Source organism: Amycolatopsis sp. DG1A-15b, from assembly GCF_030285645.1.
Lineage (GTDB): Bacteria > Actinomycetota > Actinomycetes > Mycobacteriales > Pseudonocardiaceae > Amycolatopsis.
Genome location: NZ_CP127296.1, coordinates 4,599,509 through 4,620,531 on the forward strand (window position 1 = coordinate 4,599,509; position 21,023 = coordinate 4,620,531).

Consider the following 21,023-nt stretch of genomic DNA (forward strand, 5'->3'; position numbering starts at 1 on the left):
GACGGCAGGCCAGATCGGATGACCTGCTCACCACCACCGCGTCCACTGCATTTCGCTGACACGCCTTCTGTCTGCTGGCAGGGTCTGCTGTCGCAACCGGCGGGTTTCACCTGCGTGACGTATCGACCGCTTGCTCGGGCCGGTGACCTCGGGGCCACGACGCACGCAGGTGCCGATGCGCGAACGCCGTTGCTCGGAAAGGAACAGCTGATACCTGCCGTCGCGGCGCGGAGCCGCCATCGAGGCCAACTCCGGGTGTCAGAGCCGTCTCGTGGTGAACAGGGTGGTCCCGTGGACCGAGTCCGCTTCCTCCCGCCCGGTCTCGGTGAACCCGAGCTTGGCCAGCACACGGCGAGAAGCGGTGTTCCAGTCCCGGACCGTGGCCCACAGACGTTCGTACCCAGACGATCTCGCCCACTCCAGAACCGCCAACGAAGCCTCGGTCGCGTATCCCTGCCCCCATGCCCGCCGCAGCAGTTCGAACGCCAGCTCCGGTTCTCCTTCGGCTCCTCGTCCGCTGTCGATCAGCCCGCAGTAGCCGATGACGTCACGAGCGGCCTTCCGCTCCACCGCCAGCAACCCGACCGACGATGGCCGGCTGGTGCGGATCGAATCCTCGAGTTCCGCGACCGTGGGGTGTCCATCCGCGTCGATCCGGCGGTGCGGCGGCACTCGTGGATCACGTTCGGTCCACAGCTCACGCTGGACGACAGCCTCGGCCACCCGCCACGACCTGAGCATCAGGCGTCCCGTCTCGAGCACGACCTCGCGCCCCAGCGGCGCACCAGCTGTCATGACGGCAACTCTCCCACGGCCAAACGCACTGTCATGCCGCGGAGAGCTCGCCTGCAAGCACACTGGTGCCCGAGGCCTCGGGCTGCCTGCTTGGATGTCGGCGTGACCGTGTACGACCTCGCTCGGTGCCTGCCCGCCATCCCGGACCTGCGCCTGCTGTGCCGCGCGCTGGCCGTCTTGGACCCGGCGCTGCGCCCCGAGAACGAAGACCGATACCACCGCTACGACCCCGCCTGGGCGCCCGGTGCGGAGCTGGCGTCCATGCGGGACGGCTCAGGCAACGAATACGACATCGTGTTCACCGCCGCCGGAGCCTACGTGCGCGGCTTCGACCACGAGTCGCCGATGAATCCCCATGCCACCGACGACCAGCAGCCGTGGCCTGGTGTTCTCGACACCGTGCCCGACGTCTTCTGGGAATACGTGGCGGAACCAGCGTTCTGCGACGAGTTCGCCACCCCGCATGTCACGGTCTGCCTGTGGCGTCAGCACAGCGATACCACCTGGCGGCACGGAGTCATCGACTTTCCCGACGGAGGCGATGACGGGGCCGACTGGCTGTTCATCCTGCTGACCGATCGCACGCCCGATGCGTACCAGGACTGGGCGCAGGACTACTACGAAATGCCGGTCAACCTCGACGCTATACGGCACATCTACACCGGGCAGCCGCTGACCCCCAGCGTCGTGACCGCGCTCAACCCCGCCATCACCCTGGCCGCCGTCGCCGACCGCGTCATGACGACCGGTTACCCGATCCGCTCATGACGTGCCAACGTGCGCCCATGCGGCGAACTCGCGTAGCAGGCTCAACATCGCTGTTGAGGGCGTTAGTAGGCCATGACCGGTGTGCCCGGCCAGAGCCAACACGCCGCGACCAAGGCGGCCCTGCTAGCCCTGGCGCGGTCCTGAGCACCGGAGGTTGGGTATGGGTTTCGCCGGAATGATCCCAGCCGAAGGACAGAAGGCAGCACGGCGAGACCTCGAGGGTATGTACTGACAGGTGTCTGCCTCGGGCGGGCAAGGCCCGTGATGCTGGTGGCATGACGAAAAAGAGCGTTCCGATCACCGTCTTCGCCCGTACGACATCCAGTCCCGCCCACACCCACCGGGTCATCGTGCCGATCGACCTCCCCCAGGTGTTCAAGCCGTGGGGACCGTTCCCCGGCGTCGCGGAGGTGCGCGACCAGACCGGCATCTGGGACCGGGCCGGAACCTCACGCCAGACCTGGTTCACCGACGGCTCCAAGGCCGACGAGCGGCTCACCGAGGTCGTGGACGGACACGGGTTCGCCTACGAGCTCAGCGGCTTCACCAACGTGCTGGCCAAACTGGTCTCCGGGGTGCGTGGCGAGTGGTCGTTCCTCCCCGACGGCACCGGCACCTCGATCCGGTGGACCTACGACTTCCAGCCGCTGGCTGGCCGCCGCTGGATCGTCGCCGGGCCGTTCAAACCGCTTTGGACCCGCTACATGCGCGCCGCGCTCGCCCGGATGGTGACCGTGGTGCAGGACACGCCCGGTGCGATCATGGATGAGTGAGCGACCTGAGCTTCGGTGCCCTGGTGCGCGGCTGGCGCGACCGCCTCGACCCGGCCGATGCCGGCTACGCCCCGTCGGCTCGCCGGCGCGCCCCCGGCCTGCGCCGCGAGGAGCTCGCCGAGCTCGCCGGTCTTTCCCACGAGTACGTGCTGCGGCTGGAGCAGAGCCGGGCCACCAACCCGTCCGTCCAGGTGGTCTCGGCCCTGGCCCGCGCGCTGCGGCTCTCCGCTGCCGAACGCGACCAGCTCTTCCGTGCTGCGGGCCTGCTCGCGCCCCGCGACCAGACCGTCGGCACCCACGTGCCGCCGAGCATCCGCCGCCTGGTCGACCGCCTCGGCGATCTCCCGATCGGCGTGTTCGCCGCTGATTGGAGCCTGCTGTGGTGGAACGACATGTGGACGGCTTTGCACGGCGATCCGTCCGGCCTGCCGCCCGCCGAACGCAACCTCGCCCGCGCCCTCTTCGGCACGGGCGAGGGCCGCTGGCACCTGCGCCCGGTCACCTCGACAGCCGGACCGTACGCGTTCGAGACCGCGATCGTCGCGGACCTGCGCGAAGCGGTCTCCCGTTACCCGGCCGACCCGGAACTGGCGGCGCTCGTGGACGGCTTGCGGGCGGCCTCACCCTTCTTCGGCGAGCTGTGGTCAGTGGCGGGCATGGGACAGCTCACCGGCGATCTCAAGACGATCAGCCATCCCGAGCTGGGTGACGTCACTCTGGACTGCGACGTGCTGACCGTGCCCGGCGTCGACCTGCGCATCGTCACCTACACGGCAGCCCCGGGAACCAGAGGCGCCGCCCAGCTCGACCTCCTGCGTGCGTCCCGGCTCAGTGAGGCTCCCTGACGACCGAGCCGCCCAGGCAACCGGGCCGGCAACACCAGTTCGTTCAACACGGCCCCGGCTCGGTTGTCGCCCAGCCTCGCACCACGGCACGGCGGATCTTCCCCACCGCCGGGATCTCAGAGCGCGGGCCTCCGGGGGTGTTCGGCACACCGAGCGACAGGCGCCGGCCCTGCAGCACCCACGACCTGAGCGAGTTCTACCGATCTGGCCCCAATGCTGTTCATCGCCTGACTCGGTCCGCCAACGGACGAACGCCCCGGATCTGGATCAAGCCGAACTCGAGCCCGCTGCGGCACCTGTGGCCGTCGTCGTCCCCGCGCTGCTCAAACCCCCGTCGACGTTGGAAACGAGACAGCAGTGGAATCGGACGCGTCCGGGTGACGTCAGCCCTGGCCGGACTGTGCCCACGCGATCAGGTCGCGGACACGCCCGGCCTCCGGCACGGCGACCAGGCCCGTCACCATCAGAGCGAACGACGACCGGGTGGGCACCGAAGCGATACGCGAGAACCTGCCGAAGTCGACGGTTCCGCTGCCGTCCTGCCGGATCCGGGCGACCGGCGGCGGCAGCGTGCCGAGATACGCCGAGGCGCGAGTCCGTCCCGAGAAGCGATCGGCCAGCACGATCCGCCGGTCGGTAACGACGTACTCGACGCTGCGCCGCGCCCGCAACCTGGCGACGACCGGCACCCAGGCGAACGCGACACCGCCCACCCCGACGGCCCATGCGAAGAGCGACAGCGGGTTGTGCCTGGCCACCGGGACCACGATGGTCGCGATTCCCCAGAGCAGGCCGAATGCGAACTGGTACCAGTCGAACCGGGCAAGGACGAGACGCTGTGGCCGTCCCGACCACAGCAGCCGCTCACCCGGCAGCAGAACGTTCGTTGGCACATCCCGGCGACCTCCCGGCGTTCTTTGCCGGACGGACGCCCGGGAGGGCCATCCGGGTTGCCTCAGGCGGCCGAACTGCCCGGTTCCGGCTGAGCCGGCGCTGGACATCGGAGCTGCCCGAAGGACCGTATCGCAGCGCCTTCGCGCAGCGGCCTGACCTTCATGTCCTGCGGCCCTGCGCGAAGTGACCGAGTGAGGACTAACGGCTCCGCGTACCGGCGCGGGACATCCCGAGCGTTACGGCGCGCCTGGGCGCTGTCGTGGGCGCTTCCAGCCGCACCGGCAGCGACGCAATACTTCCGCCCACAGGTCATGCGCACCCTCATGCCACAGAGCGGTCGTCCGCCGGGACGTCCGGTCATGCCGATGAGCGATGGCTGACGGTGACGTGTTCGCGATCAGGGAGTGAGCGAGGCGTGCAGCGTCCGAAGTAGTCGGTTGAGTTCGGCTCGGTCGGCGGGCGCGAGACCGTGGAGGAAGTCGGTCTCGATGTCCGTCGCTGACTTCGCCAGGTCGTTGGCTGCTGATTGGCCTGTTTCGGTGAGGCTGATGACGCGTCGTCGCCGGTCTGCGGGGTCGACGTGGCGGTCGATCAGGTGCTGGTCTACCAGGCCGTCGAGGATGGGCACCACGTTTCGGGGATCGACGGCGATGAGGTGGCTGAGGGCCTGCTGTCCCAGGGGGCCACGTTCGCGCAGTGCCAACAGGACCGCGTGCTGGGTCGGCGTCAGGTTGTGGCGGCGCAGCATGCCGATCCAGCTTCGCTCGGCCAGTGAGCCGAGCCGGGCGAGCAGGTAGCCGGTCCCGGTCTCGAACGAGAGTTGATCGTCGTGCTGGCTCGTCATGTGATCATCATAGACCATGGTATACATGACTCATGATAAACATGAGTCATGAACAAAAGTTGGTCTTCTTGGTAACCGGAGCCACCAGCGGTGTTGGCCACGCCATCGCCGCCCAGTTGGCTTCCCGTGGCGCTCGCGTCCTGCTCGGCGCCCGGTCCGCCGACAGCGGCCAGGCCGCCGCGTCCGCGATCAGGTCACGGACGCCGAGGACTGATCTGGAGGTCGTGGCCGCCGACCTGTCGGACATGACGCAGGTGCGATCGTTGGCCGATCAGGTGCGGCAGCACACCACCCGCCTCGATGGCCTTGTTCTCAACGCCGCCGAAGTCCGGACGCGTCGTGAACTCTCCCCGGACGGGTTCGAAACCAACTTCGCCACGAACTACCTCTCGGGATTCCTGCTGACACATCTGTTGCTGCCGCTGCTCACCACCTCCGCACCCGCGCGGGTCGTTGCCCTGTCCTCGTCGAGCCATGCCCACATCAAGCACCTTGACCTGGACGCGTTGTCCGCCGGTACGGACTTCAATCACATGCGGACGTACTCGACGACGAAACTGCTCACCGTGCTGTTCGTGTCCGAGTTCGCGCGACGCGTTCATGGCACGGGGGTGACGGCCAACGCCGCGGACCCGGGGTTCGTGCGTACCAACCTCGGCCGTCACACGACCGGACTGTTCGGGCTGTTCCTCAGAATCATGCGTCCCTTCCAGACGTCTCCCGTAAAGGCCGCCGGAACGCCGGTATATCTGGCCACCGCGCCCGAGGTCGCGACGACCACCGGCGGCTACTTCGTCCACAGCCGCCCGGCGATGCCGAGTCCGCTCTCCCAAGACCCGGCCATCGCGCGGAAGCTGTGGGATCTCAGCGGTGACCTCCTGACCCAGCGCGACCTCGCGTCACGCGAAGAACTGACCTGACTCGTCGACGGGCCGCGCGACCGCGGCTTCGTGGATGCCGCCGTCTCGTTCACCGACGCCGGCCTGGAGACCAGAGAGCGGATCGAGGCCCTCACCGACGAGTTGGCTGCGCCGGTGTACGACGTACTCAGCGCGGACGAGCTCGACGAGCTGACCGCGGGCTCGAACCGATCGCCGCCGTGGTGTCGGCTGTCCACGACTGATTGGGCGCATCCGGCGACGGCCATGCCTCCCGGCCGGGCCGCTGAGTGAGCAGGTCGTTGCGCAGGACCATCCACACGTGCGGGAACGTCGCCGTGGAAACGTCCTCTTCTGCCGCTGATCGGTCGCTCAGCACCGTGCTCGGCCATGCCGACGACGAGTGGTCTCCGGCGCCGACCCCCCGGGTTCGGCGCGGTCCGTTTCCGGTGCGCGAGACGGCGATGCGGTGAAGACCCGCCGTGTCAGTGGGTGGTCGGCAGCCCGGCCGCGGTCGCGGCGATCATGTGCTGCAGCGTCGGCCGGAACGGCGGGAACACCCGGGCGATCTCCGGCTCGCGGTCATACAGCTCCCGCAGCGCGGCCGAGGGACGGGTCAACGGGAACAGTTTCGCGACGAACGCGCTGGCTGCCATGACCAAGGACGCCCCGTCCGTGCCGGTCAGCTCGGGGCAGGCGGTGGTGAGCTGCCGACCTAGGGTGAAGTAGGTGTCGATGGCCCACCGCTTGTAGACCTCCAAGACCGTGACCGACACGTTGTGCTCCAGCATCGTCTCGGCATGCGTGGTGAGGTCGCAGTACAACGGCCGGTCGGCGTAAGCGTCGGCCAAGGCCGCCGCCGCCGCGGAAAACCCGCTCGCCCCGTGCAGCGCGGCGCCGGCGGCGGCCGCCCAGTCCGCCCCCTCCCGCATCGTCAGCTGCAGGTAGATCTCCTCGCGCGTGCCGAAGTAGCGCAGGACGTTGGACTTGGCCAGCCCCACCGCCGCGGCGATGTCGCCCAGGCTGACCCAGGCCACGCCCGACGCCCGGGCGAGGTCGCCGGCGGCGGCGAGGATCGTCTCCCGCCGCTGGTTCTTCTGCTCCGGGCGCCTGGCCCGCTGGAACGACGCTTCCATGGCGGTCACCACCCTAACCCCACACTTAGCGGAACAACGTTCTCTTGTTAAAGTTACGCTGTTCTTATAATGTCGGCCCGAACCGTCCCCCACCCCGAAACGGCAAGCACATGACCCTCGGCAGCACCGATCTCGGCCAGACCATCGACGCCTTCGTGGCCTCCTTCAACGACCCCGACCTCGACCGGGTCATGTCCTTCTTCGCCGAGGACGCCCGCTACCTGCCCGGCCGCGGCCCCGAGCTGCGCGGCCTCCCCGCGATCCGGGCGGCGTTCGCGCCACAGTTCGCCGGCCGCTACGGCGCGATGACCTTCGACGTGTACGACCGGGTGATCGACGAGTCCCGCGCCCGGGCGACGATCCGATGGGCGTGCCGGCTGGACCTGACCGGCGCGCACGGCAAACGCGCGATCCCACCGCTGCGGTGGTTCGCCCGGCTCCGCTACCGCGGCCGCATGCAGTGGCACGGCCTGGACGTCTTCCACTTCGACTCCGCCGGGAAGATCACCGGCAAGTTCACCTACGCCACCTTCCGCCTGCCCCTCTGGGAACGAGCAAGCTGACCTGCCTCAAACCTGAGCTGTCACGACGCACGCTCATGCCGAGATGCGTGTGTGGGCGTCTCGGCTTGACCGCAGGTTCAGCTGAGTTCCTTTGGCACCACCGCAGCCCGGATGAGGGGTACGGGCTGCTGGTGGCCGGGATTGGGAGCAATGTGGGCAAACAGGTTCGCGGGCAGCCAGCGGCTCAGTGGTTCCAGTTGGTCTCGTGGGCGGGGCTCAGGTGCGGACTCGAAGAACACCCCTTTCAAAGTCGACCTACGTCTGTTGCCGGGGAGCAGTTCGGCGACCGATGCATACGGCGAACCGAACCAGGACCACCACATCGGAGTGGGCGGCAGACCCATCCATCCATCCAGAGACCGCAAGGTGCGCACCACGCGCTCGGTCTGACCATCCGACCATGCCGACCTACCTGACCAGATGTTGTCGCGGGTGACCTCGGCGGAGGCATAGAACGTGCCGAGGGTGTCGGCGAGCGCGGTGAACAGGTCACGGACCGCAGCACGCCACCGCGCCTCCCCAAGCGGATCGGCAAGCAGCGTGAGGGACATCGACCAGTAGCGGTCCGGGAACCGCTCGCCGGGCCCGCTGCTGAGGTACCCACCGGTACACGGCCCGGAGCCGGAAAAAAACAGCGAGGACGTCGCGGACCCCGTCCTGCCGACCAGTCTCAAGTAGCCGATGAGCGGATGAGGCACTCCGAGGAACGGGATGGCATCGATATGCCGGCCGGACCGGAGCAGGGCGCGGTCAGCGGGAGTCCGGTCGGGGGATACGGATGCCGGCGGCGCGGAGCTTGCTCTCGAATAGTGCGGCCAGCCGCGCCGCCGCCGGGGTTTGCTCTTCGCCGTGGTGGGCGATCAGCGTGTATCGGGTTGCGGCCTCGGTGCGGGCTTGCAGACCGGTCACGGTCTTCAGCAGTGCGGGGTCGGCGAGGTAGTGGTCGGCTACAGCGGTGGCGAGTTCGTCGATGCGGGGATCGTCCGGTTCCCATGCCGCGGCTTGGGCTGCGCGTTGTGTCAAGGCGACGAGCCGGGTGTCTTCGAGGGCGTGTTCGAAATGGGTGAGGTAGTCGTCGAAGCCTTCTGGCACCAGGGCCTTGGCCAGGACCCAGCCCTCTCTGGTCGCCGCCACCTCGTCCGCGGGGAATCCGAGGCCGGACATCCGCTTCAGCAGCGCCACCGCGCGGTCGGGCAGCAGTGCACGGTCGCCATCGGCGAGCCGATGCAGCGTGTCACGCCGCGTGATCAACTCGTCGATCCGTTCGGTGAGCTGCCGCTCGACATCGGCGAGCGCGGCGGCGAACCCCGCGGCGTCGGCGTCGAGCAGGCGCCCGATCTCGGCCAGCGGCACCCCGGCGGCGGCGAGCGTCCGGGCCTGTACCAGCCGCAACAGGTCGGCTGATCCGTACCGCCGGTAACCGGAACTGTCGCGTTCGGGCTCTTCGACCAGGCCGAGCTTGTGATAGTGCCGCACCGTCTTCACCGTGACGCCGACGAATGCTGCTGCCTGCCCGATCGTGACCCCGTTCCTCATGACTTCAGCCTGCCCGGTGCTCAGTCCGTCGGCTGAGCCGGATCGGCCTGTCCGCCGCATAGCACCTCGTTGACGAGCCGTTGCTGGGCGTTCCGGAACGCTGTTGCGATGGACAGGCCGGCGTCGTCCACGCAGTTCAGCGCGGCGGTCAGGGTCTTGCTGCCGTCGGGCGTGCTGTACATCAGCGCCGCGTGGCCCACGGTGGCGCCGTTGTGGGCGATGAGGGTGCCACCGTCGTCCGTGGTCAGCACGAACACTCCCAGGCCGTAGTCCATGTTCGGGATGCCGGTCGGGTGCGGGGTCCGCATTTCGGCCAGCAGGTCGGCCGGCAGCAGCCTGCCGCTCATCAGCGCGGAGATGAACGTGTGGAGGTCCTGGGTGGTCGAGATCATGTCACCGCCAGTGGAGATCCAGGACGGGTTGTGGCGGGTGATGTCGACCGTCTTCTGAGTGCCGGCGTCTTCGTAGCGGTAGTAGGCGTGGGCGTGCGGCTCGGGGATCTCCGGCGAGGCGTCCGGCACCACGGTGCCCGACAGCCCGAGTGGCCCTATGATCAGCCGCTGCATCTCCTCGGCGAGCGAGTGCCCGGTGACCTTCTCGATCAGCAACCTGGCCAGCACGTAGTTGGTATTGGAGTAGCTCCACCCCGTCCCCGGCTCGAACCGTGCCGGCTTGGACAACGCCAGCCGCACCAACTCCTCCGGCTGGTAGGTCTTGAACCGGTTGTCCACCCACTCCTCGCCTGTGCTGCCGTAGGGGATGGGGATCCCCGGCACGATCGTCCCGTCCTCGTAGACCTCGCCGCTGAAGTTGAACAGCCCGCTGGTGTGCTGCAGCAACATCCGCACCGTGACCCGCTCGTCCAGCCCGAACTCGGGCAGATAGCCCGCCACCGGGATGTCCAGCCCGACCTTGCCCTCGGCCACCAGCTTCAGCGCCAGGGTCGCGGTGAAGGTCTTGGTGTTGCTGCCGATCCGGACATGTCCGTCGATCGGCAGCTTCGTGGTCCCGCCCAGTTCGGCCGTCCCGGCGCTGCCGGCCCACTCGCCCCGCTCGTCGTGCACGCGCAGCGACACCCCGACGAAACCGGAATCGACGATCTCCTCGATCGCCTTCTGCAACTCGGGACGATCCGGCCCGGCAGCAGCCGCCGACAGTGCCATGCCGCCATCCTCGGCCGGCCCGGCGACGTCGAGGGCGGCGGTGATCTTGCGAGCCATCTCGGCCATGATTGGGCTGGGCCTGTCCTGGCGAGTCTGGGCGGCTTCGATGGCGAGCAGGACGGAGTCGCGGAAGTTGCCTGCCTCGGCCGGATCCTGCTGGTTCAGCAAGCGCATCGCCGCGGTCAGGGCCGGCAGCACCTGGTCAGCGAGTGCGGCGGCGGACTTGCCCGTCAGATCGATGTCCTTCGACTTCGCGGCGAGCACGTGCCCGAGCAGGCCGGTCGCCGACGCCAGGGCGATGCTGCCGTCGGTGGCGATCTTGACAGGCTTGCCGGCGGCACCGGCGGCGGCCATCAACGAAACCGAGCCATAGGCAGCGGTTCGTAGCGTGGCACGGTCCTGATCGGTCAGGGTGATGGACATGGTGTTTTGCTCCTTCGAATCTGCCGTTTCCGCTCGGCGCGGTGCGCCGTTGCGACGAGCTTCCGGCCTGACCCAAGGTCAACCTCAACAGTGATCTGCTTCACAGAGTGCAGCTCGCCGCCCGCGACTACTTCCGGCTCGCCGACCGGCCCGCCGGCGATCGAACATCCGCTCATGGCTCCCCTTTATGTCAAGGGGCGGTCGCGACGGGCGTAGGGTGGGTGGTGGCAGGTTCGGGTTGTGGCTTGTCCGAAGGGCCGGTGTCCGGGGTCAGACCGGTCACGCTGGATTGCAGAGTCGTCCCCGAGTGCCCTCCCGAACCTGCCGCCTCACGTCGCTTCTGATCAGCCAGCATGCGGGCGTAGACGACGTTCGAAAGCCGTCGTTTCAGCGCACGCATCGCTTCCATCGAGGTCTTGTCCGCCGCCTTCTTCGCGTCGAAATGGACGCGGCCGGCGGTCGGATTGCGGAGCTGAACGACTCCCATGATGTGCAGGGTCCGGTTGATTCTGCGGTTACCGGCGCGAGATAGGCGGTGCCGTTGCTGCTCACCGGAGGAGGCGTCCAGCGGTGCGGTGCCATTCCAGGACGCGAACCGGTCCCGGTTGCCGAACCGGTGGATGTCGCCGACGTCGGCCAGCAGCCGTGCGGTGCCGGACGGTCCGATGCCGTGCAGGTCGAGCAGTGTGCAACCGCGGGCGGGCACCAGCTCGCGGAGATCTTTGTCCGCAGCCTTGGTCTTCTTGTCGATGGTCTCGAGCTCTGCGATGAGCTCGACCGCCAGCCGGCGCCGGGTCTTGCCCACAATGTCGCGCGGTTTGATCGGCGCCACGAGTGCGCGGGCCTGTGCCGCGGACAGGAACTTCTTTGCTCCGCCGGGAAACAGCTCGGTGAGTAGGCGATGGAGGCGGTTGACCGTCTGCGTTCGTGCACGACCGAGTTCGTCACGACGGTCGACGAGCATGGCCATCACAACCAGCTCGGGGTCGACCTGGACTCGGGCCAAGTTCGGGGCACGCAACGCGGCCAGAGCGACGGAGTGCGCGTCCACGGGGTCAGTCTTGCGGCCGTTGCCGGTGGCGAACACCCGCACCTGCGCGGACAGCTTCGCCGGCACATCCAGCAGGGTCTCGCCTTCGTGGACCAGCCGGTGGGCGATATGCCGGCCAACGCCGTTACAGCCTTCCACCGCCCAGGTCCGCTCGGGAAACCGCCGTCCGAACGACAGCATTTCCGCACAACCGGACTGATCAGTACCGAACTTCCCGACCGTGACCACCTCACCGAGTTCGGTGATCACCTCGATCGTGGCCGAACGCTTATGCGGCTCCATCCCGATAATTACGGGCATCCATTTCTCCTTGCCTCAAAACGACGATGTCAGCAAGGAGGGCACCGCTACTTCGAGCAGAACAAACCCCTTTCCAGCCACTCCTCGCGCGGTGCTCGGCGAGACGCATGCCATGAGAGAGCCACACCAATGACACCGGCGGGCAGCCGCTGTGAGGGAGCGACTCACCGAGCACCTGGACCCGAGTCTGGCCGGACCAGGTCCTGCTGCCCAATCTTAAGTAGCCGCTGACCGATCGTTCGGGCACGGCCGGCCGTCGAGGGTAGTCCCGGGTGGCATCCACGCCTCGGTGAACTGTTCGTCGGTCACGCCGGCCCGCGCTGGTCTCCGACGCGGCGGAGGCTGACGGCGAGGCCGGCGGCGGCTCGCCCGAACCGGGGCACAGCTGGGCGACCATCTCTACCCTTTTCGGGTGAGGTCAACCCGGGCCCGTCCCTCGGCGTGTAATACGTAGAACGTCGACAGGGGAGGTGGTCCGGCGTGCCGCCGGAAACGCGCACGGAAGGGCCGGTCGCGGACTTGTTCCGCCGGCACCGGTCCGATCTGCTGCGGCTGGCCGTGCTGCTGCTCGGGGACACCAGCCAGGCCGAGGACGTCGTCCAGGATGCCTTCGTCGCGCTGCACCGGCGCTGGCCCGTGCTCGCCGACCCGGCGGCCGCCGCCGGGTACCTGCGGGTGTCGGTGGTGAACGGGGCCCGGTCGGCGCACCGGCGCCGCGCCACCGTCCGGCGGCACCTGCGGGTCGGCGAACCTGAGGCACTGCCGGCCGCCGACGCCGGGCTGCTGCTCGCCGAAGAGCACCGGAGAGTGCTCGCCGCGGTCCGGCAGCTACCGCGCCGGCAGTGGGAAGTGCTGGTGCTGCGGTACTGGTCCGGCCTGTCCGAGGCCGAGATCGCCCGGACGCTCGCCGTCTCCCGCGGGACGGTCAAGACCTGCGCCTCCCGCGCCCTGGCCAAGCTCGAAGACCTGCTCGGAGGACCCGATGGGCACTGAAATCGAGGACCGGCTGCGGCGCGCCTTCGCCGCCTTGGCGTCCGCTGTGGACGTCCCGGACACCGAACCGGAGCTGCCGAGCCGACGCCGCTGGGTGCCCGTCGCCGCCGTCGCGGCCGCCGTGGTCGTGGTGGCGGGCGCAGTGGCCTTCGCGCTCAGCCGGCCCGACCCTCCCCCAGTCACCCTCGCGGTATCGACTCCGCCGCGCACCACGGCGCCGCCGTCGTTCGCCTTCGCCCTGCTGACTCACTGCGGAGTCGACGAAGCGAAGGTCGGCAACACCTACTTCGAAGCCGAGACGCCGCTGAGCGGCCCGGCCCGCAGCGCGCCCGCGGGCTGGGACAACCCGTACCAGCACGGCACCATGACGCTGTACCCGCCGGACGCCGCCGTCTTCCACGACGCCCGCGGGCACGAGGTGCGGTTCCGGGCCCGTCCCGGGGCGACGGGGTTCAAGCACCTCTGCGACTGACCGGCCGCCCGCGCCCGGCGGGCGGGCGGTGCCGCGATCAGTTGCCGTGGTTGTAGATCTGGTACAGCTCGTCGAAGTCGTGCGCGTCCGGCAGCGAGTTGATCGGCGGTGCCTCTCCCTGCGTCATGCAGCTCGAGTTGTCGAACCGGTGGGCCAGCCCGAGGACGTGCCCGAGCTCGTGCTGCGTGCTCTTGCGGGCCTGGGTCGAGGTGGTCACCGTGAAGTTGTTCAACTGCACGTAGACGCCCTCGTAGTTGTGCCCCGCGGAATCCCAGCCGTTCGGGAAGTACGTGACCCCGTAGATCCCGTCGTTGGCGTTGTATTCACTGACGTTCACGCAGTGCAGCCAGCTGCCCGGGCAGCTGGATTCGTAGTAGGAGTCGACGCCCTGCGCTTCGTTCCACTTGTACGTCGCGGTGGTCACCGGCCATTTCGCGCCGGTGTGGTCGACGAAGTAGATCTGCGAGTGGGCCAGGCCGTTGTGCGCCCAGTGGTGGCCGAGGGAGTGGTCCTGCGGCCGCACCTGCGGGACATCCAGCGCCGGCTTGCTCTTCGGCCACGCCCGCGCGCACAGCTGCGTCGACTTCGCCGCAGCCAGCGGTCCCGAATCGGCGCGGTCGAGTTCCGCGACGCCGGACAGCTTGCCGTCCGCGGTGAAGCACGCCACCCGCGAATCGCCGTCCTCGGCCACCCAGTCGTAGGCCTGCGCCCGCATTTCCGCCTTGCTCAACGGCGGCGCCTGCTCCCGCTTGATCTTCGCCGGGTCCAGCACCGGCCGTTTCGCCGGGTTGATGTTCGCGGGCGCGGACGGTTTCCCCTGCCCCGGCGCCGCACCGGCGACTCCCGTGGTCAGGCCGGTGCCGAGCACCACGGCCAGCACGGCCGCGAGACCGGCGCGCCGCGCGGTGGTTCTCCATGATCGAGACACGTTTCTCCCCTTGACGACGTGCTTGAATGCGAACGGCCGCGACACGGCGGAGCCGGGCAGCACAAGAGAAAGCGAACAACCCCCCGAGTCCCCCCTTACGGGCGAATCCGCCCGCGACCGGCTTCCGAGTCTGCTCCCCGATACCCGGAGTCAACAATCGACTGGACGAGTGAACGACTTTCACGCCGAACGCCTTCCCCGGTGGAGGGAGCACGCAGCCTTGCGGGTGCCGAGTGTGACGAATACCGATGCGTTGTACCCCAAGGGGTTGCCCCTCAGGTCGACCTCGATGACGGGCAGTTCGAGACGCTTCGTCTCGTCGAAGAGGCGGGTCGGTGAACACACGATCGCGCTCAAGCAGGTTGCACTGCTTGCGCACCAAGGGTTTCTCGTTCTTCCGATGGGCAGCCGAAAATAGAGCGTCCCGCCGGGCACCTCGACCGAGCCTGGCCAAGACCGGTCGTACCGCCAGTCTGAAGTAGCCGATGAGCGGATGTTGCGTACAAGCTGCCTCGTGATCACTGCCCGCGGATCTTGAGCCTCGGCGGCGGGCGATCCGGCTGGATCAGTGGTCGCTCACGGCTCGGAAGGTGTGGCGATAGGCCCGTGGTGAGACGCCGATCGCGGCGTGCAGGTGCTGCCGCAATGAGGCGGGTGTCGCGAAACCCACCCGTTCGGCGATCTGCTCGATGGGCAGGTCGCTGGACTCCAGCAGTTCCCGTGCGCGGGCGACCCGCTGCTGGATCAGCCACCTGCCCGGACTCATCCCCGCTTCGTCCCGGAACCGGCGGGCGAACGTCCGCAGGCTCATCCGGGCGTGCCCGGCGAGATCGGTCAGCGTGAGCGGTTCGGCCAGCCGCCTGAGCGCCCACGCCTGTGTCGCCGCCGTCCCGGCCGAGGACGGCTCCGGCACCGGCTGCTCGATGTACTGAGCCTGACCACCTTCGCGGAACGACGGCACCACGCACCGGCGCGCGACGCGGTTCGCCACCGCGCTGCCGTGGTCCTTGCGCACCAGGTGCAGGCACACGTCGACGCCGGATGCGGCCCCGGCCGAGGTGAGCACGTCACCGTCGTCGACGAAGAGCACATCCGGGTCCAGGACCACCTCGGGGAAGAACTCCCGGAACCGGGCCGTGTGGTTCCAGTGCGTCGTCGCGCGCCGCCGGTCGAGCAGGCCGGCGGCGGCGAGGGTGAAGGAGCCGGTGCAGATCGACACGATCCGCGCGCCGGCCGGGATTCGCCCGAGCGCGTCCGCCACCGGGCCGGGCAGCCGGGCGGAGTCCGGAGCCGATTCGTACGGCGGGATGACGACGGTGTCCGCGGTGGCCAGCACGTCCGGCCCGCGGCCGGTAGTGATCGTGAAGTCACCGGAAGTACGCACCGGGCGGCCGTCGACCGTGCAGGTAACCACCTCGTAGCGGCCGTCCGCGGTGCCGAAGACGCGCTGCGGGATACCCAGCTCGAACGGGTAGACCCCGTCGAGCGCGAGGACGACGACACGATGCATGGCACGATCCTCTCGATGAATGGCTTTCATGCCACTCCCGCGTGGCGCTCGGGCACCGCAAGCTGGGCGCATGAACGACATCACCACCATGCGTGCGATCAGCCAGGACGTCGTCGGCGGCCCCGAGGTGCTCCGGGAGGTCCGGCTGCCGCGGCCGGCGCCCGGCCCCGGAGAGGTCCTGGTCCGGGTGCACGCCGCCGGGGTCAACCCCACCGACTGGAAGCACCGCGGGGTTCCCGGCCTCTTCCTCGGCGAGCCGCCGTTCGTCCTCGGCTGGGATGTCTCCGGCGTCATCGAGACGGTCGCCCCCGGTGTCACCCTCTTCAAGCCGGGCGACGAGGTTTTCGGCATGCTGCCGTACCCGTACGGAGCGGGCTCGCACGCCGAGTACGTCACCGGCCCCGCGCGGGCCTTCGCCGCCAAACCGGCCACCATCGACCACGTGCAAGGCGGCGCCCTGCCGCTCGCCGCCCTCACCGCTTGGCAGGCACTGGTGGACACCGCCGAGGTCGCAGCGGGTCAGCGGGTGCTGATCCACGCCGCGGCCGGCGGCGTCGGCCACCTCGCCGTGCAGATCGCCAAGGCCCGCGGCGCGCACGTGATCGGCACCGCGAGCACCCCCAAGCACGACTTCGTCCGCGCACTGGGCGCCGACGAGGTCCTCGACTACCGCACCACGGACATCTCCGAGGCCGTTCGCGACGCCGACGTCGTCCTCGACGCCCAGGGCAGCGACCACGCCCTCCGGTCCCTGCGCAGCGTGCGCCCGGGGGGCATCCTGGTCTCTCTGCGGCTCGACGGCGGAATCCCCGCCCTCCTCGAGGAATCGTCCCGGCTCCAGGTGCGCGCGGAGGTCATGCTGGTGCAGCACGACCACGCGGGCATGGCGGCGATCGCCTGCCTCGCGGCCGAGGGCCTGCTGCGCGCCGAGATCGCCGCCACGTTCGAGCTGGCGGACGCGGCGAAGGCACACGAACTCGGCGACACCGGCCACACCACGGGCAAACTGGTGCTGACCATGCGGTGAGGCAGGACCAGTACAGTCCATTGTGGTCTGTCGCAGGGCCTGCCGCCAGTCTCAGCTCCCGGCTGCCCGTCACCGGTCGCGGAAAGGCCGGCGGGCGGTTCCGTCGGTAGGCCAAGGGGAATGACCCGGAACCCGCTCTTGCCCTCGTCCACTTCGAGGCCCATCGCCAGCCATCGGCAGCCCGACGACCAGCTGCACCGAAGTCGATCTCGATACCGAGGCGGAACTGCAATCAATGCCGACGCTGGGGCTACTCGCACCCGTCGTCCGGGCACTCGCACGACCGCTGCGTTCGACTCTTCCCACGACTCAACCCGCGCACGGGCACCACGATCACTGATTGCAGGACGTGCCGACAACGGAGACACAGCCGGCTACTGCCGACGCACTGACATGCCGATGTGCGGAGGCCGACACCGCCGCGGGACCGGCCCGGACGAGACAGGCCGAGCGTTTCCGGCGCGCCAGGCAACCGCCACGGCCTTCCTGGCGTGCTGGTGGCATGACGTCGTCGAGGTCCTGGCTGCCCGAGGCGGCCCAGCTGTGGCTCCCTCTCGTGGTGCTGGTCGGCGGGCTCGCCGTGGTGTGGACCGGCGTCGCCATGACCGCGGACGTGAACCGGTCGGCGGGGCTCTTCCCGGGGCGGGTCGTCTCGACCGACGTCCGGGAGGCCTCGACCGCGTACGTCCGGTACACCGGGCCTGACGGGGTGACCAGGACGGAGGCCTTCGAGCACCATCAGGGACGCGAGATCAAGTCGGGGCGCCAGGTGCAGATCCGGGTGTGGCCGGGAGAGCGGCGCGCGGAATTGGACCCCGGGGACGAGCACACTCCGGTCATCGTGGCCGGCAGCCTGCTGACCCTGACCGGCGCGGGCGCCACCCTCCTGCTGTTCATGTGGCACCACGGCGTGAGGCTGGATCTGAAGCTGGAGAAGTGGGGGGAACGGTTCGACGCGTGCCTGTGGTGGCTGTCTCGCTGGCGGTGACCTCCCGCGAGCACGGCAAAGAAGAGGCTGGTCCGGTGTTCGAGGAATCGATGCGTAGCGCCACATGTCTGGCCACCGGACGACCGGGTGTTTGGTCGCTGCCGCCGTGCGTTCAGGCGAGCTTGCGGACGAGTTCGCGCAGCCAGACGTCGTATGCGCCACTGGCATGCACGAGCTCGGGTACGAGGTACGTGGCCGTTCCGGCTGAGCGGATCTGCTGATCAAGGACCGGCAGCACGATGATCCGCAACGAGAACGGCCCGGCCTTGTGCCCGATCTCGGCTTCCACCGCCCGGACGACCGCGCCTTCCCGCCCCGGCCCTTGGGCGCGTGCGGCGCGGAATGCCTCGATTCCGGCCCGCTTGCGAGCCGAATGCCACGCGTTGGCCTCACCCCACCGCGTGCTGACCACGTGCCGAAGCGCCGGATAGCCGGCAAGGCCTTCGAAATCCGGCGGGCCGACCCTGTTCAGGTCAGCCATGCCCGGCGATTTCCGGGGCCCGGTGAGCGACGGTCGGACGAACAATGCCCGCCACCACCACAGCCACCCTTCAACCAGCTCTCCATCTGAAGGCAAGGACGGCTCGGGCACAGGATGCACGTCCGGCGGCCCGGTCACCAGTCCGTCCGCCGGCACCTCGATCCGTTCCGCAGCCCGGAACCACAATGCCCGCTCCAGCTGGTGATCCCACCGGTCGGTGCTGATCGACCACGATACCGATCCGGCAGAGCGCATACATCCTCCTCGCTCGAGCGGCCGCCGCAACGAACGCACTCTTCTGCCGACGAGCGTGAGTCATGGGGCCGGGATCCTGCCTCATCCCCGCCGCGCAGTGCGGGCGGCGGGGACATCGATGATCATCGCGCGGCGGCGTGTTCCACAGTGGGAGGCGCCGAGTTGTCGCTGCCCGTGGCTGGTCGGGCCCGCCACAGCGAGATGCCCAAGCCGATCAACGCTACTCCGGTCGGAACGGCCAACGGCCGGTTGAACGACTCCGGGAGCACCGCGAGCGCGACCGTGGCGACGGTGCCCGCGGCAAGCAGCGCCGACGCCCACCGGGCGAGGACGCGCGCCCGGAACAACGCGATGCCGAACAGGCATCCACCCGCGAGATAACCGACGGAGCTGACCGCGATGACGGTCTGCATGCCGCCGATGTCATGGGTTGCGGTGCCGCCGAAGGCGACGGCGAGGACGTCGGCTACATAGCCGGGCGCCGTGGGTGCCAGCGCGGGCAGAACGGCAGCGGCGACCACCTCGATGCTGAACATCAGCAGGTAGCCGACCGCGAACAAGACGTAGCCAAGGAAGCCGAGAATTCCCGTCTGCCGCACTTGACGCAGGTACATGCCGGTGATGCCGACGAGCGCCAGCGCGGCCATGAGCGCCTTCGCCGTGCCGCGCACGGCCCAGTCGGTGGTGGTGACCAGCGAGACGTCCATGGCCGGGTGGCCGACCTGGACCGCGATGAACAGTGCCCCCGCGATCGCGGCAGCGATTCCGGCGGCCCGCGAAAGGCCCCGTTCGCCGGGCGCCATGGAGAACTGCTTCGTCTTGCCGGGTCTTGGCGTGGCACTCATGCCTTGCTCCTCCGAAAGGGATTCAACCGAGGTGTACAACGTACACCTCTACCGAGCCCAAACTAGGCGTACGATGTACACCTGTCAAGACCGGGCCACCGGTCAGAAGGTGGAGGACCCCGATGCAGGACACCGCCGCGGCCGGCGGCCGGGAGCGGCTCAACCGCGCCAAGGTGCTGGGCGCTGCCGTCGAACTGGCGGATGAAGGCGGCTTCGAGGCCCTGACCATGCGCAGGCTCGCGGCCCAGTTGAGCGTCGTGCCCATGGCGCTCTACAAGCACGTGGCGGACAAGCGCGAACTCCTCGACGGCATGGTCGACCTGGTCTTCGCCGAGGTCGAGGTCCCCGTCGACGTCGACTGGCGGACCGCCATGCACCGCCGCGCGGCATCGATGCGGCAGGCTTTGCTCCGCCACCCGTGGGCGGTCGGCCGGATGGAGACAGGTACCCCAGGACCGGCGAACCTGCACCACCACAACGCCATGATGCGGTGCCTCCGCCGTGACGCGGACTTTCCCTTCCGCATGGCCGTGCACGCGTACAACCTGATGGACGCCTACGTCTACGGGTTCGCCCTCCAGGAGAAGACCCTCGCCGGCGACATCCCGGCGGAAGCCGCGCGGCGGCAAAAAGCCGTCGTCGACCGGAAGCCGTCGGAACTCGAGGACTACCCCTACCTCGCCGAGGTGGTCACCGAACTGGCAAAGACCGGGTTCGCCTTCGCCGACGAGTTCGAGTTCGGACTCGACCTCATCCTCGACGGCCTCAGCCGGATGCCCCAGCAAGCCTCCCGCACAGCGGCCAGCGGGTCGGACTCACCGCTACGGCCGTCAGCCCGGTAGCGCCACATCCCGAATGTCTTGCCGGCGCCGCACCTTGACCACATCGACTCCACACCAACGTCCGCTCATGGCTCCCCTTTATGTCAAGGGGCGGTGGCGACGGGCGTAGGCTGAGCGGTGGCAGGTTCGGGTTGTGGCTTGCCCGAAGGGCCGGTGTCCGGGGTCAGGCCGGTCACGCTGGATTGAGAGTCGTCCCCGAGTGCCCTCCCGGGCCGGCCGCCTCGTGTCGTTTCTGATCGGCGAGCATGCGTGCGTAGACGACGTTCGACAGGCGTCGTTTGAGGGCGCGCATCGCTTCCATCGAGGTCGAGGTCTTGCCCGCCACCTTTTTTGAGTCGAAATAGACGCGGCCGTCGGCGGGATTGCGGAGGTGGACGATGCCCATGATGTGCAATGTTCGGCTGATTCGGCGGTTTCCGGCGCGGGACAAGCGATGCCGTCGCTGTTCTGTGCCCTGGGCCGAACTCACGACCCCTGCCTCTTAGATCAACTCGAATGCAGCTGTCGTTCACGCCTGGGGAACGAACGCACTCACATGCCGCTGACATACCGGCCACGCCGTGATTGCTGCGACGACCTCAGCCTTGATCATCCGGCAAGCCTCTCTCCCCGGGCCGACCGTTACTCCATTCGTGCGCGCCCTGGCGCCACCCGAAGGGTGCACCTCCCAGACGCCCCAAGTCGGTTCTCCTGGTCGGCGCAGAGCGATGGAT

At 68.8% G+C, this 21,023-nt stretch carries 24 protein-coding genes; 11 read left to right on the forward strand and 13 right to left on the reverse strand.

Annotated features, from left to right (window positions below):
* Nucleotides 1–258: 258 nt before the first annotated feature.
* Entirely contained in the window at nt 259–795 is a 537-nt protein-coding gene (locus QRY02_RS20895; protein WP_285993213.1) for a GNAT family N-acetyltransferase, read from the reverse strand.
* A gap of 102 nt (nt 796–897) precedes the next feature.
* Between QRY02_RS20895 and QRY02_RS20900 the strand changes: the two genes are divergently transcribed.
* The 3 genes from QRY02_RS20900 to QRY02_RS20910 all read left to right on the forward strand — a co-directional run bounded on the left by QRY02_RS20900 (nt 898) and on the right by QRY02_RS20910 (nt 3,181).
* Complete coding sequence (locus QRY02_RS20900; protein WP_285993214.1) at nt 898–1,563, forward strand: hypothetical protein; 666 nt, start codon at nt 898–900, stop codon at nt 1,561–1,563.
* Between the two features lie 275 nt (nt 1,564–1,838).
* Entirely contained in the window at nt 1,839–2,336 is a 498-nt protein-coding gene (locus QRY02_RS20905; protein WP_285993215.1) for an SRPBCC family protein, read from the forward strand.
* The gene (locus QRY02_RS20910) at nt 2,333–3,181 is read left to right on the forward strand and encodes a helix-turn-helix domain-containing protein (RefSeq protein WP_285993216.1); all 849 of its coding nucleotides are present in this window, start codon (nt 2,333–2,335) and stop codon (nt 3,179–3,181) included. Before QRY02_RS20905 ends, QRY02_RS20910 begins: the two co-directional genes overlap by 4 nt.
* Before the next feature lie 383 nt (nt 3,182–3,564).
* Here QRY02_RS20910 and QRY02_RS20915 read toward each other — a convergent pair whose 3' ends face one another.
* Together QRY02_RS20915 and QRY02_RS20920 are read right to left on the reverse strand one after the other, a co-directional pair.
* Nucleotides 3,565–4,074, reverse strand: coding sequence for a hypothetical protein (locus QRY02_RS20915; RefSeq protein WP_285993217.1), 510 nt, complete (start codon nt 4,072–4,074; stop codon nt 3,565–3,567).
* Nucleotides 4,075–4,472: 398 nt separating this feature from the next.
* Entirely contained in the window at nt 4,473–4,919 is a 447-nt protein-coding gene (locus QRY02_RS20920; RefSeq protein ID WP_285993218.1) for a MarR family winged helix-turn-helix transcriptional regulator, read from the reverse strand.
* 32 nt (nt 4,920–4,951) lie between these two features.
* On the opposite strand from QRY02_RS20920, the gene QRY02_RS20925 reads away from it, so the two are divergent.
* Both QRY02_RS20925 and QRY02_RS20930 read left to right on the forward strand, forming a co-directional pair.
* A complete protein-coding gene (locus QRY02_RS20925) occupies nt 4,952–5,839 on the forward strand; it encodes an SDR family NAD(P)-dependent oxidoreductase (protein WP_285993219.1) in 888 nt (295 codons plus the stop codon).
* A 30-nt stretch (nt 5,840–5,869) separates the two neighbouring features.
* On the forward strand, nt 5,870–6,091 hold the full coding sequence (locus tag QRY02_RS20930; RefSeq protein ID WP_285993220.1) for a helix-turn-helix domain-containing protein: 222 nt from the start codon (nt 5,870–5,872) through the stop codon (nt 6,089–6,091).
* Between the two features lie 191 nt (nt 6,092–6,282).
* Here QRY02_RS20930 and QRY02_RS20935 read toward each other — a convergent pair whose 3' ends face one another.
* Nucleotides 6,283–6,933: a TetR/AcrR family transcriptional regulator gene (locus QRY02_RS20935; protein WP_285993879.1), complete on the reverse strand. Its 651-nt coding sequence runs from the start codon at nt 6,931–6,933 to the stop codon at nt 6,283–6,285.
* Between the two features lie 110 nt (nt 6,934–7,043).
* Here QRY02_RS20935 and QRY02_RS20940 point away from each other — a divergent pair, with 110 nt between their 5' ends.
* Nucleotides 7,044–7,496, forward strand: coding sequence for a YybH family protein (locus QRY02_RS20940; protein WP_285993221.1), 453 nt, complete (start codon nt 7,044–7,046; stop codon nt 7,494–7,496).
* Nucleotides 7,497–7,573: 77 nt separating this feature from the next.
* Here the strand turns inward: QRY02_RS20940 and QRY02_RS20945 are convergent, their stop codons facing one another.
* The 4 genes from QRY02_RS20945 to QRY02_RS20960 all read right to left on the reverse strand — a co-directional run bounded on the left by QRY02_RS20945 (nt 7,574) and on the right by QRY02_RS20960 (nt 11,969).
* A complete protein-coding gene (locus tag QRY02_RS20945; protein ID WP_285993222.1) occupies nt 7,574–8,047 on the reverse strand; it encodes a hypothetical protein in 474 nt (157 codons plus the stop codon).
* Nucleotides 8,048–8,246: 199 nt separating this feature from the next.
* Complete coding sequence (locus QRY02_RS20950; protein ID WP_285993223.1) at nt 8,247–9,092, reverse strand: MerR family transcriptional regulator; 846 nt, start codon at nt 9,090–9,092, stop codon at nt 8,247–8,249.
* On the reverse strand, nt 9,053–10,618 hold the full coding sequence (locus tag QRY02_RS20955; RefSeq protein WP_502874224.1) for a serine hydrolase domain-containing protein: 1,566 nt from the start codon (nt 10,616–10,618) through the stop codon (nt 9,053–9,055). Before QRY02_RS20955 ends, QRY02_RS20950 begins: the two co-directional genes overlap by 40 nt.
* Nucleotides 10,619–10,808: 190 nt before the next feature.
* Nucleotides 10,809–11,969, reverse strand: coding sequence for an IS110 family RNA-guided transposase (locus tag QRY02_RS20960; protein WP_285993224.1), 1,161 nt, complete (start codon nt 11,967–11,969; stop codon nt 10,809–10,811).
* Between the two features lie 480 nt (nt 11,970–12,449).
* Here QRY02_RS20960 and QRY02_RS20965 point away from each other — a divergent pair, with 480 nt between their 5' ends.
* Complete coding sequence (locus tag QRY02_RS20965) at nt 12,450–12,962, forward strand: RNA polymerase sigma factor (protein WP_285993225.1); 513 nt, start codon at nt 12,450–12,452, stop codon at nt 12,960–12,962.
* The gene (locus QRY02_RS20970) at nt 12,952–13,434 is read left to right on the forward strand and encodes a hypothetical protein (protein WP_285993226.1); all 483 of its coding nucleotides are present in this window, start codon (nt 12,952–12,954) and stop codon (nt 13,432–13,434) included. Before QRY02_RS20965 ends, QRY02_RS20970 begins: the two co-directional genes overlap by 11 nt.
* Nucleotides 13,435–13,471: 37 nt before the next feature.
* Here the strand turns inward: QRY02_RS20970 and QRY02_RS20975 are convergent, their stop codons facing one another.
* Together QRY02_RS20975 and QRY02_RS20980 are read right to left on the reverse strand one after the other, a co-directional pair.
* Complete coding sequence (locus QRY02_RS20975) at nt 13,472–14,362, reverse strand: zinc metalloprotease (protein WP_285993227.1); 891 nt, start codon at nt 14,360–14,362, stop codon at nt 13,472–13,474.
* A gap of 565 nt (nt 14,363–14,927) precedes the next feature.
* Nucleotides 14,928–15,872: a GlxA family transcriptional regulator gene (locus QRY02_RS20980; protein ID WP_285993228.1), complete on the reverse strand. Its 945-nt coding sequence runs from the start codon at nt 15,870–15,872 to the stop codon at nt 14,928–14,930.
* Between the two features lie 88 nt (nt 15,873–15,960).
* Between QRY02_RS20980 and QRY02_RS20985 the strand changes: the two genes are divergently transcribed.
* Together QRY02_RS20985 and QRY02_RS20990 are read left to right on the forward strand one after the other, a co-directional pair.
* Nucleotides 15,961–16,899: an NADP-dependent oxidoreductase gene (locus QRY02_RS20985; protein ID WP_285993881.1), complete on the forward strand. Its 939-nt coding sequence runs from the start codon at nt 15,961–15,963 to the stop codon at nt 16,897–16,899.
* Nucleotides 16,900–17,401: 502 nt separating this feature from the next.
* Nucleotides 17,402–17,887 (forward strand): hypothetical protein, encoded by a 486-nt coding sequence (locus QRY02_RS20990; protein ID WP_285993229.1) that lies wholly within the window; start codon nt 17,402–17,404, stop codon nt 17,885–17,887.
* Nucleotides 17,888–17,999: 112 nt separating this feature from the next.
* Here the strand turns inward: QRY02_RS20990 and QRY02_RS20995 are convergent, their stop codons facing one another.
* Complete coding sequence (locus tag QRY02_RS20995; RefSeq protein ID WP_285993230.1) at nt 18,000–18,623, reverse strand: hypothetical protein; 624 nt, start codon at nt 18,621–18,623, stop codon at nt 18,000–18,002.
* 122 nt (nt 18,624–18,745) lie between these two features.
* A complete protein-coding gene (locus tag QRY02_RS21000) occupies nt 18,746–19,468 on the reverse strand; it encodes a hypothetical protein (protein ID WP_285993231.1) in 723 nt (240 codons plus the stop codon).
* A gap of 122 nt (nt 19,469–19,590) precedes the next feature.
* Here QRY02_RS21000 and QRY02_RS21005 point away from each other — a divergent pair, with 122 nt between their 5' ends.
* Entirely contained in the window at nt 19,591–20,310 is a 720-nt protein-coding gene (locus QRY02_RS21005) for a TetR/AcrR family transcriptional regulator (RefSeq protein WP_285993232.1), read from the forward strand.
* A 172-nt stretch (nt 20,311–20,482) separates the two neighbouring features.
* Here the strand turns inward: QRY02_RS21005 and QRY02_RS21010 are convergent, their stop codons facing one another.
* Nucleotides 20,483–20,695, reverse strand: coding sequence for a hypothetical protein (locus tag QRY02_RS21010; protein ID WP_285993233.1), 213 nt, complete (start codon nt 20,693–20,695; stop codon nt 20,483–20,485).
* Nucleotides 20,696–21,023 lie beyond the last annotated feature (328 nt).

What these genes read in the sequence shown, in the direction of transcription:
- QRY02_RS20895 (WP_285993213.1), bottom strand. Translation starts at nt 795, where the DNA reads ATGACAGCTGGTGCGCCGCTGGGGCGCGAGGTCGTGCTCGAGACGGGA.
- QRY02_RS20905 (WP_285993215.1), top strand. Translation starts at nt 1,839, where the DNA reads ATGACGAAAAAGAGCGTTCCGATCACCGTCTTCGCCCGTACGACATCC.
- QRY02_RS20920 (WP_285993218.1), bottom strand. Translation starts at nt 4,919, where the DNA reads ATGACGAGCCAGCACGACGATCAACTCTCGTTCGAGACCGGGACCGGC.
- QRY02_RS20925 (WP_285993219.1), top strand. Translation starts at nt 4,952, where the DNA reads ATGATAAACATGAGTCATGAACAAAAGTTGGTCTTCTTGGTAACCGGA.
- QRY02_RS20935 (WP_285993879.1), bottom strand. Translation starts at nt 6,933, where the DNA reads ATGGAAGCGTCGTTCCAGCGGGCCAGGCGCCCGGAGCAGAAGAACCAG.
- QRY02_RS20940 (WP_285993221.1), top strand. Translation starts at nt 7,044, where the DNA reads ATGACCCTCGGCAGCACCGATCTCGGCCAGACCATCGACGCCTTCGTG.
- QRY02_RS20945 (WP_285993222.1), bottom strand. Translation starts at nt 8,047, where the DNA reads ATGTCCCTCACGCTGCTTGCCGATCCGCTTGGGGAGGCGCGGTGGCGT.
- QRY02_RS20950 (WP_285993223.1), bottom strand. Translation starts at nt 9,092, where the DNA reads ATGCGGCGGACAGGCCGATCCGGCTCAGCCGACGGACTGAGCACCGGG.
- QRY02_RS20955 (WP_502874224.1), bottom strand. Translation starts at nt 10,618, where the DNA reads ATGTCCATCACCCTGACCGATCAGGACCGTGCCACGCTACGAACCGCT.
- QRY02_RS20960 (WP_285993224.1), bottom strand. Translation starts at nt 11,969, where the DNA reads ATGCCCGTAATTATCGGGATGGAGCCGCATAAGCGTTCGGCCACGATC.
- QRY02_RS20970 (WP_285993226.1), top strand. Translation starts at nt 12,952, where the DNA reads ATGGGCACTGAAATCGAGGACCGGCTGCGGCGCGCCTTCGCCGCCTTG.
- QRY02_RS20980 (WP_285993228.1), bottom strand. Translation starts at nt 15,872, where the DNA reads ATGCATCGTGTCGTCGTCCTCGCGCTCGACGGGGTCTACCCGTTCGAG.
- QRY02_RS20985 (WP_285993881.1), top strand. Translation starts at nt 15,961, where the DNA reads ATGCGTGCGATCAGCCAGGACGTCGTCGGCGGCCCCGAGGTGCTCCGG.
- QRY02_RS20990 (WP_285993229.1), top strand. Translation starts at nt 17,402, where the DNA reads ATGACGTCGTCGAGGTCCTGGCTGCCCGAGGCGGCCCAGCTGTGGCTC.
- QRY02_RS20995 (WP_285993230.1), bottom strand. Translation starts at nt 18,623, where the DNA reads ATGCGCTCTGCCGGATCGGTATCGTGGTCGATCAGCACCGACCGGTGG.
- QRY02_RS21000 (WP_285993231.1), bottom strand. Translation starts at nt 19,468, where the DNA reads ATGAGTGCCACGCCAAGACCCGGCAAGACGAAGCAGTTCTCCATGGCG.
- QRY02_RS21005 (WP_285993232.1), top strand. Translation starts at nt 19,591, where the DNA reads ATGCAGGACACCGCCGCGGCCGGCGGCCGGGAGCGGCTCAACCGCGCC.
- QRY02_RS21010 (WP_285993233.1), bottom strand. Translation starts at nt 20,695, where the DNA reads ATGGGCATCGTCCACCTCCGCAATCCCGCCGACGGCCGCGTCTATTTC.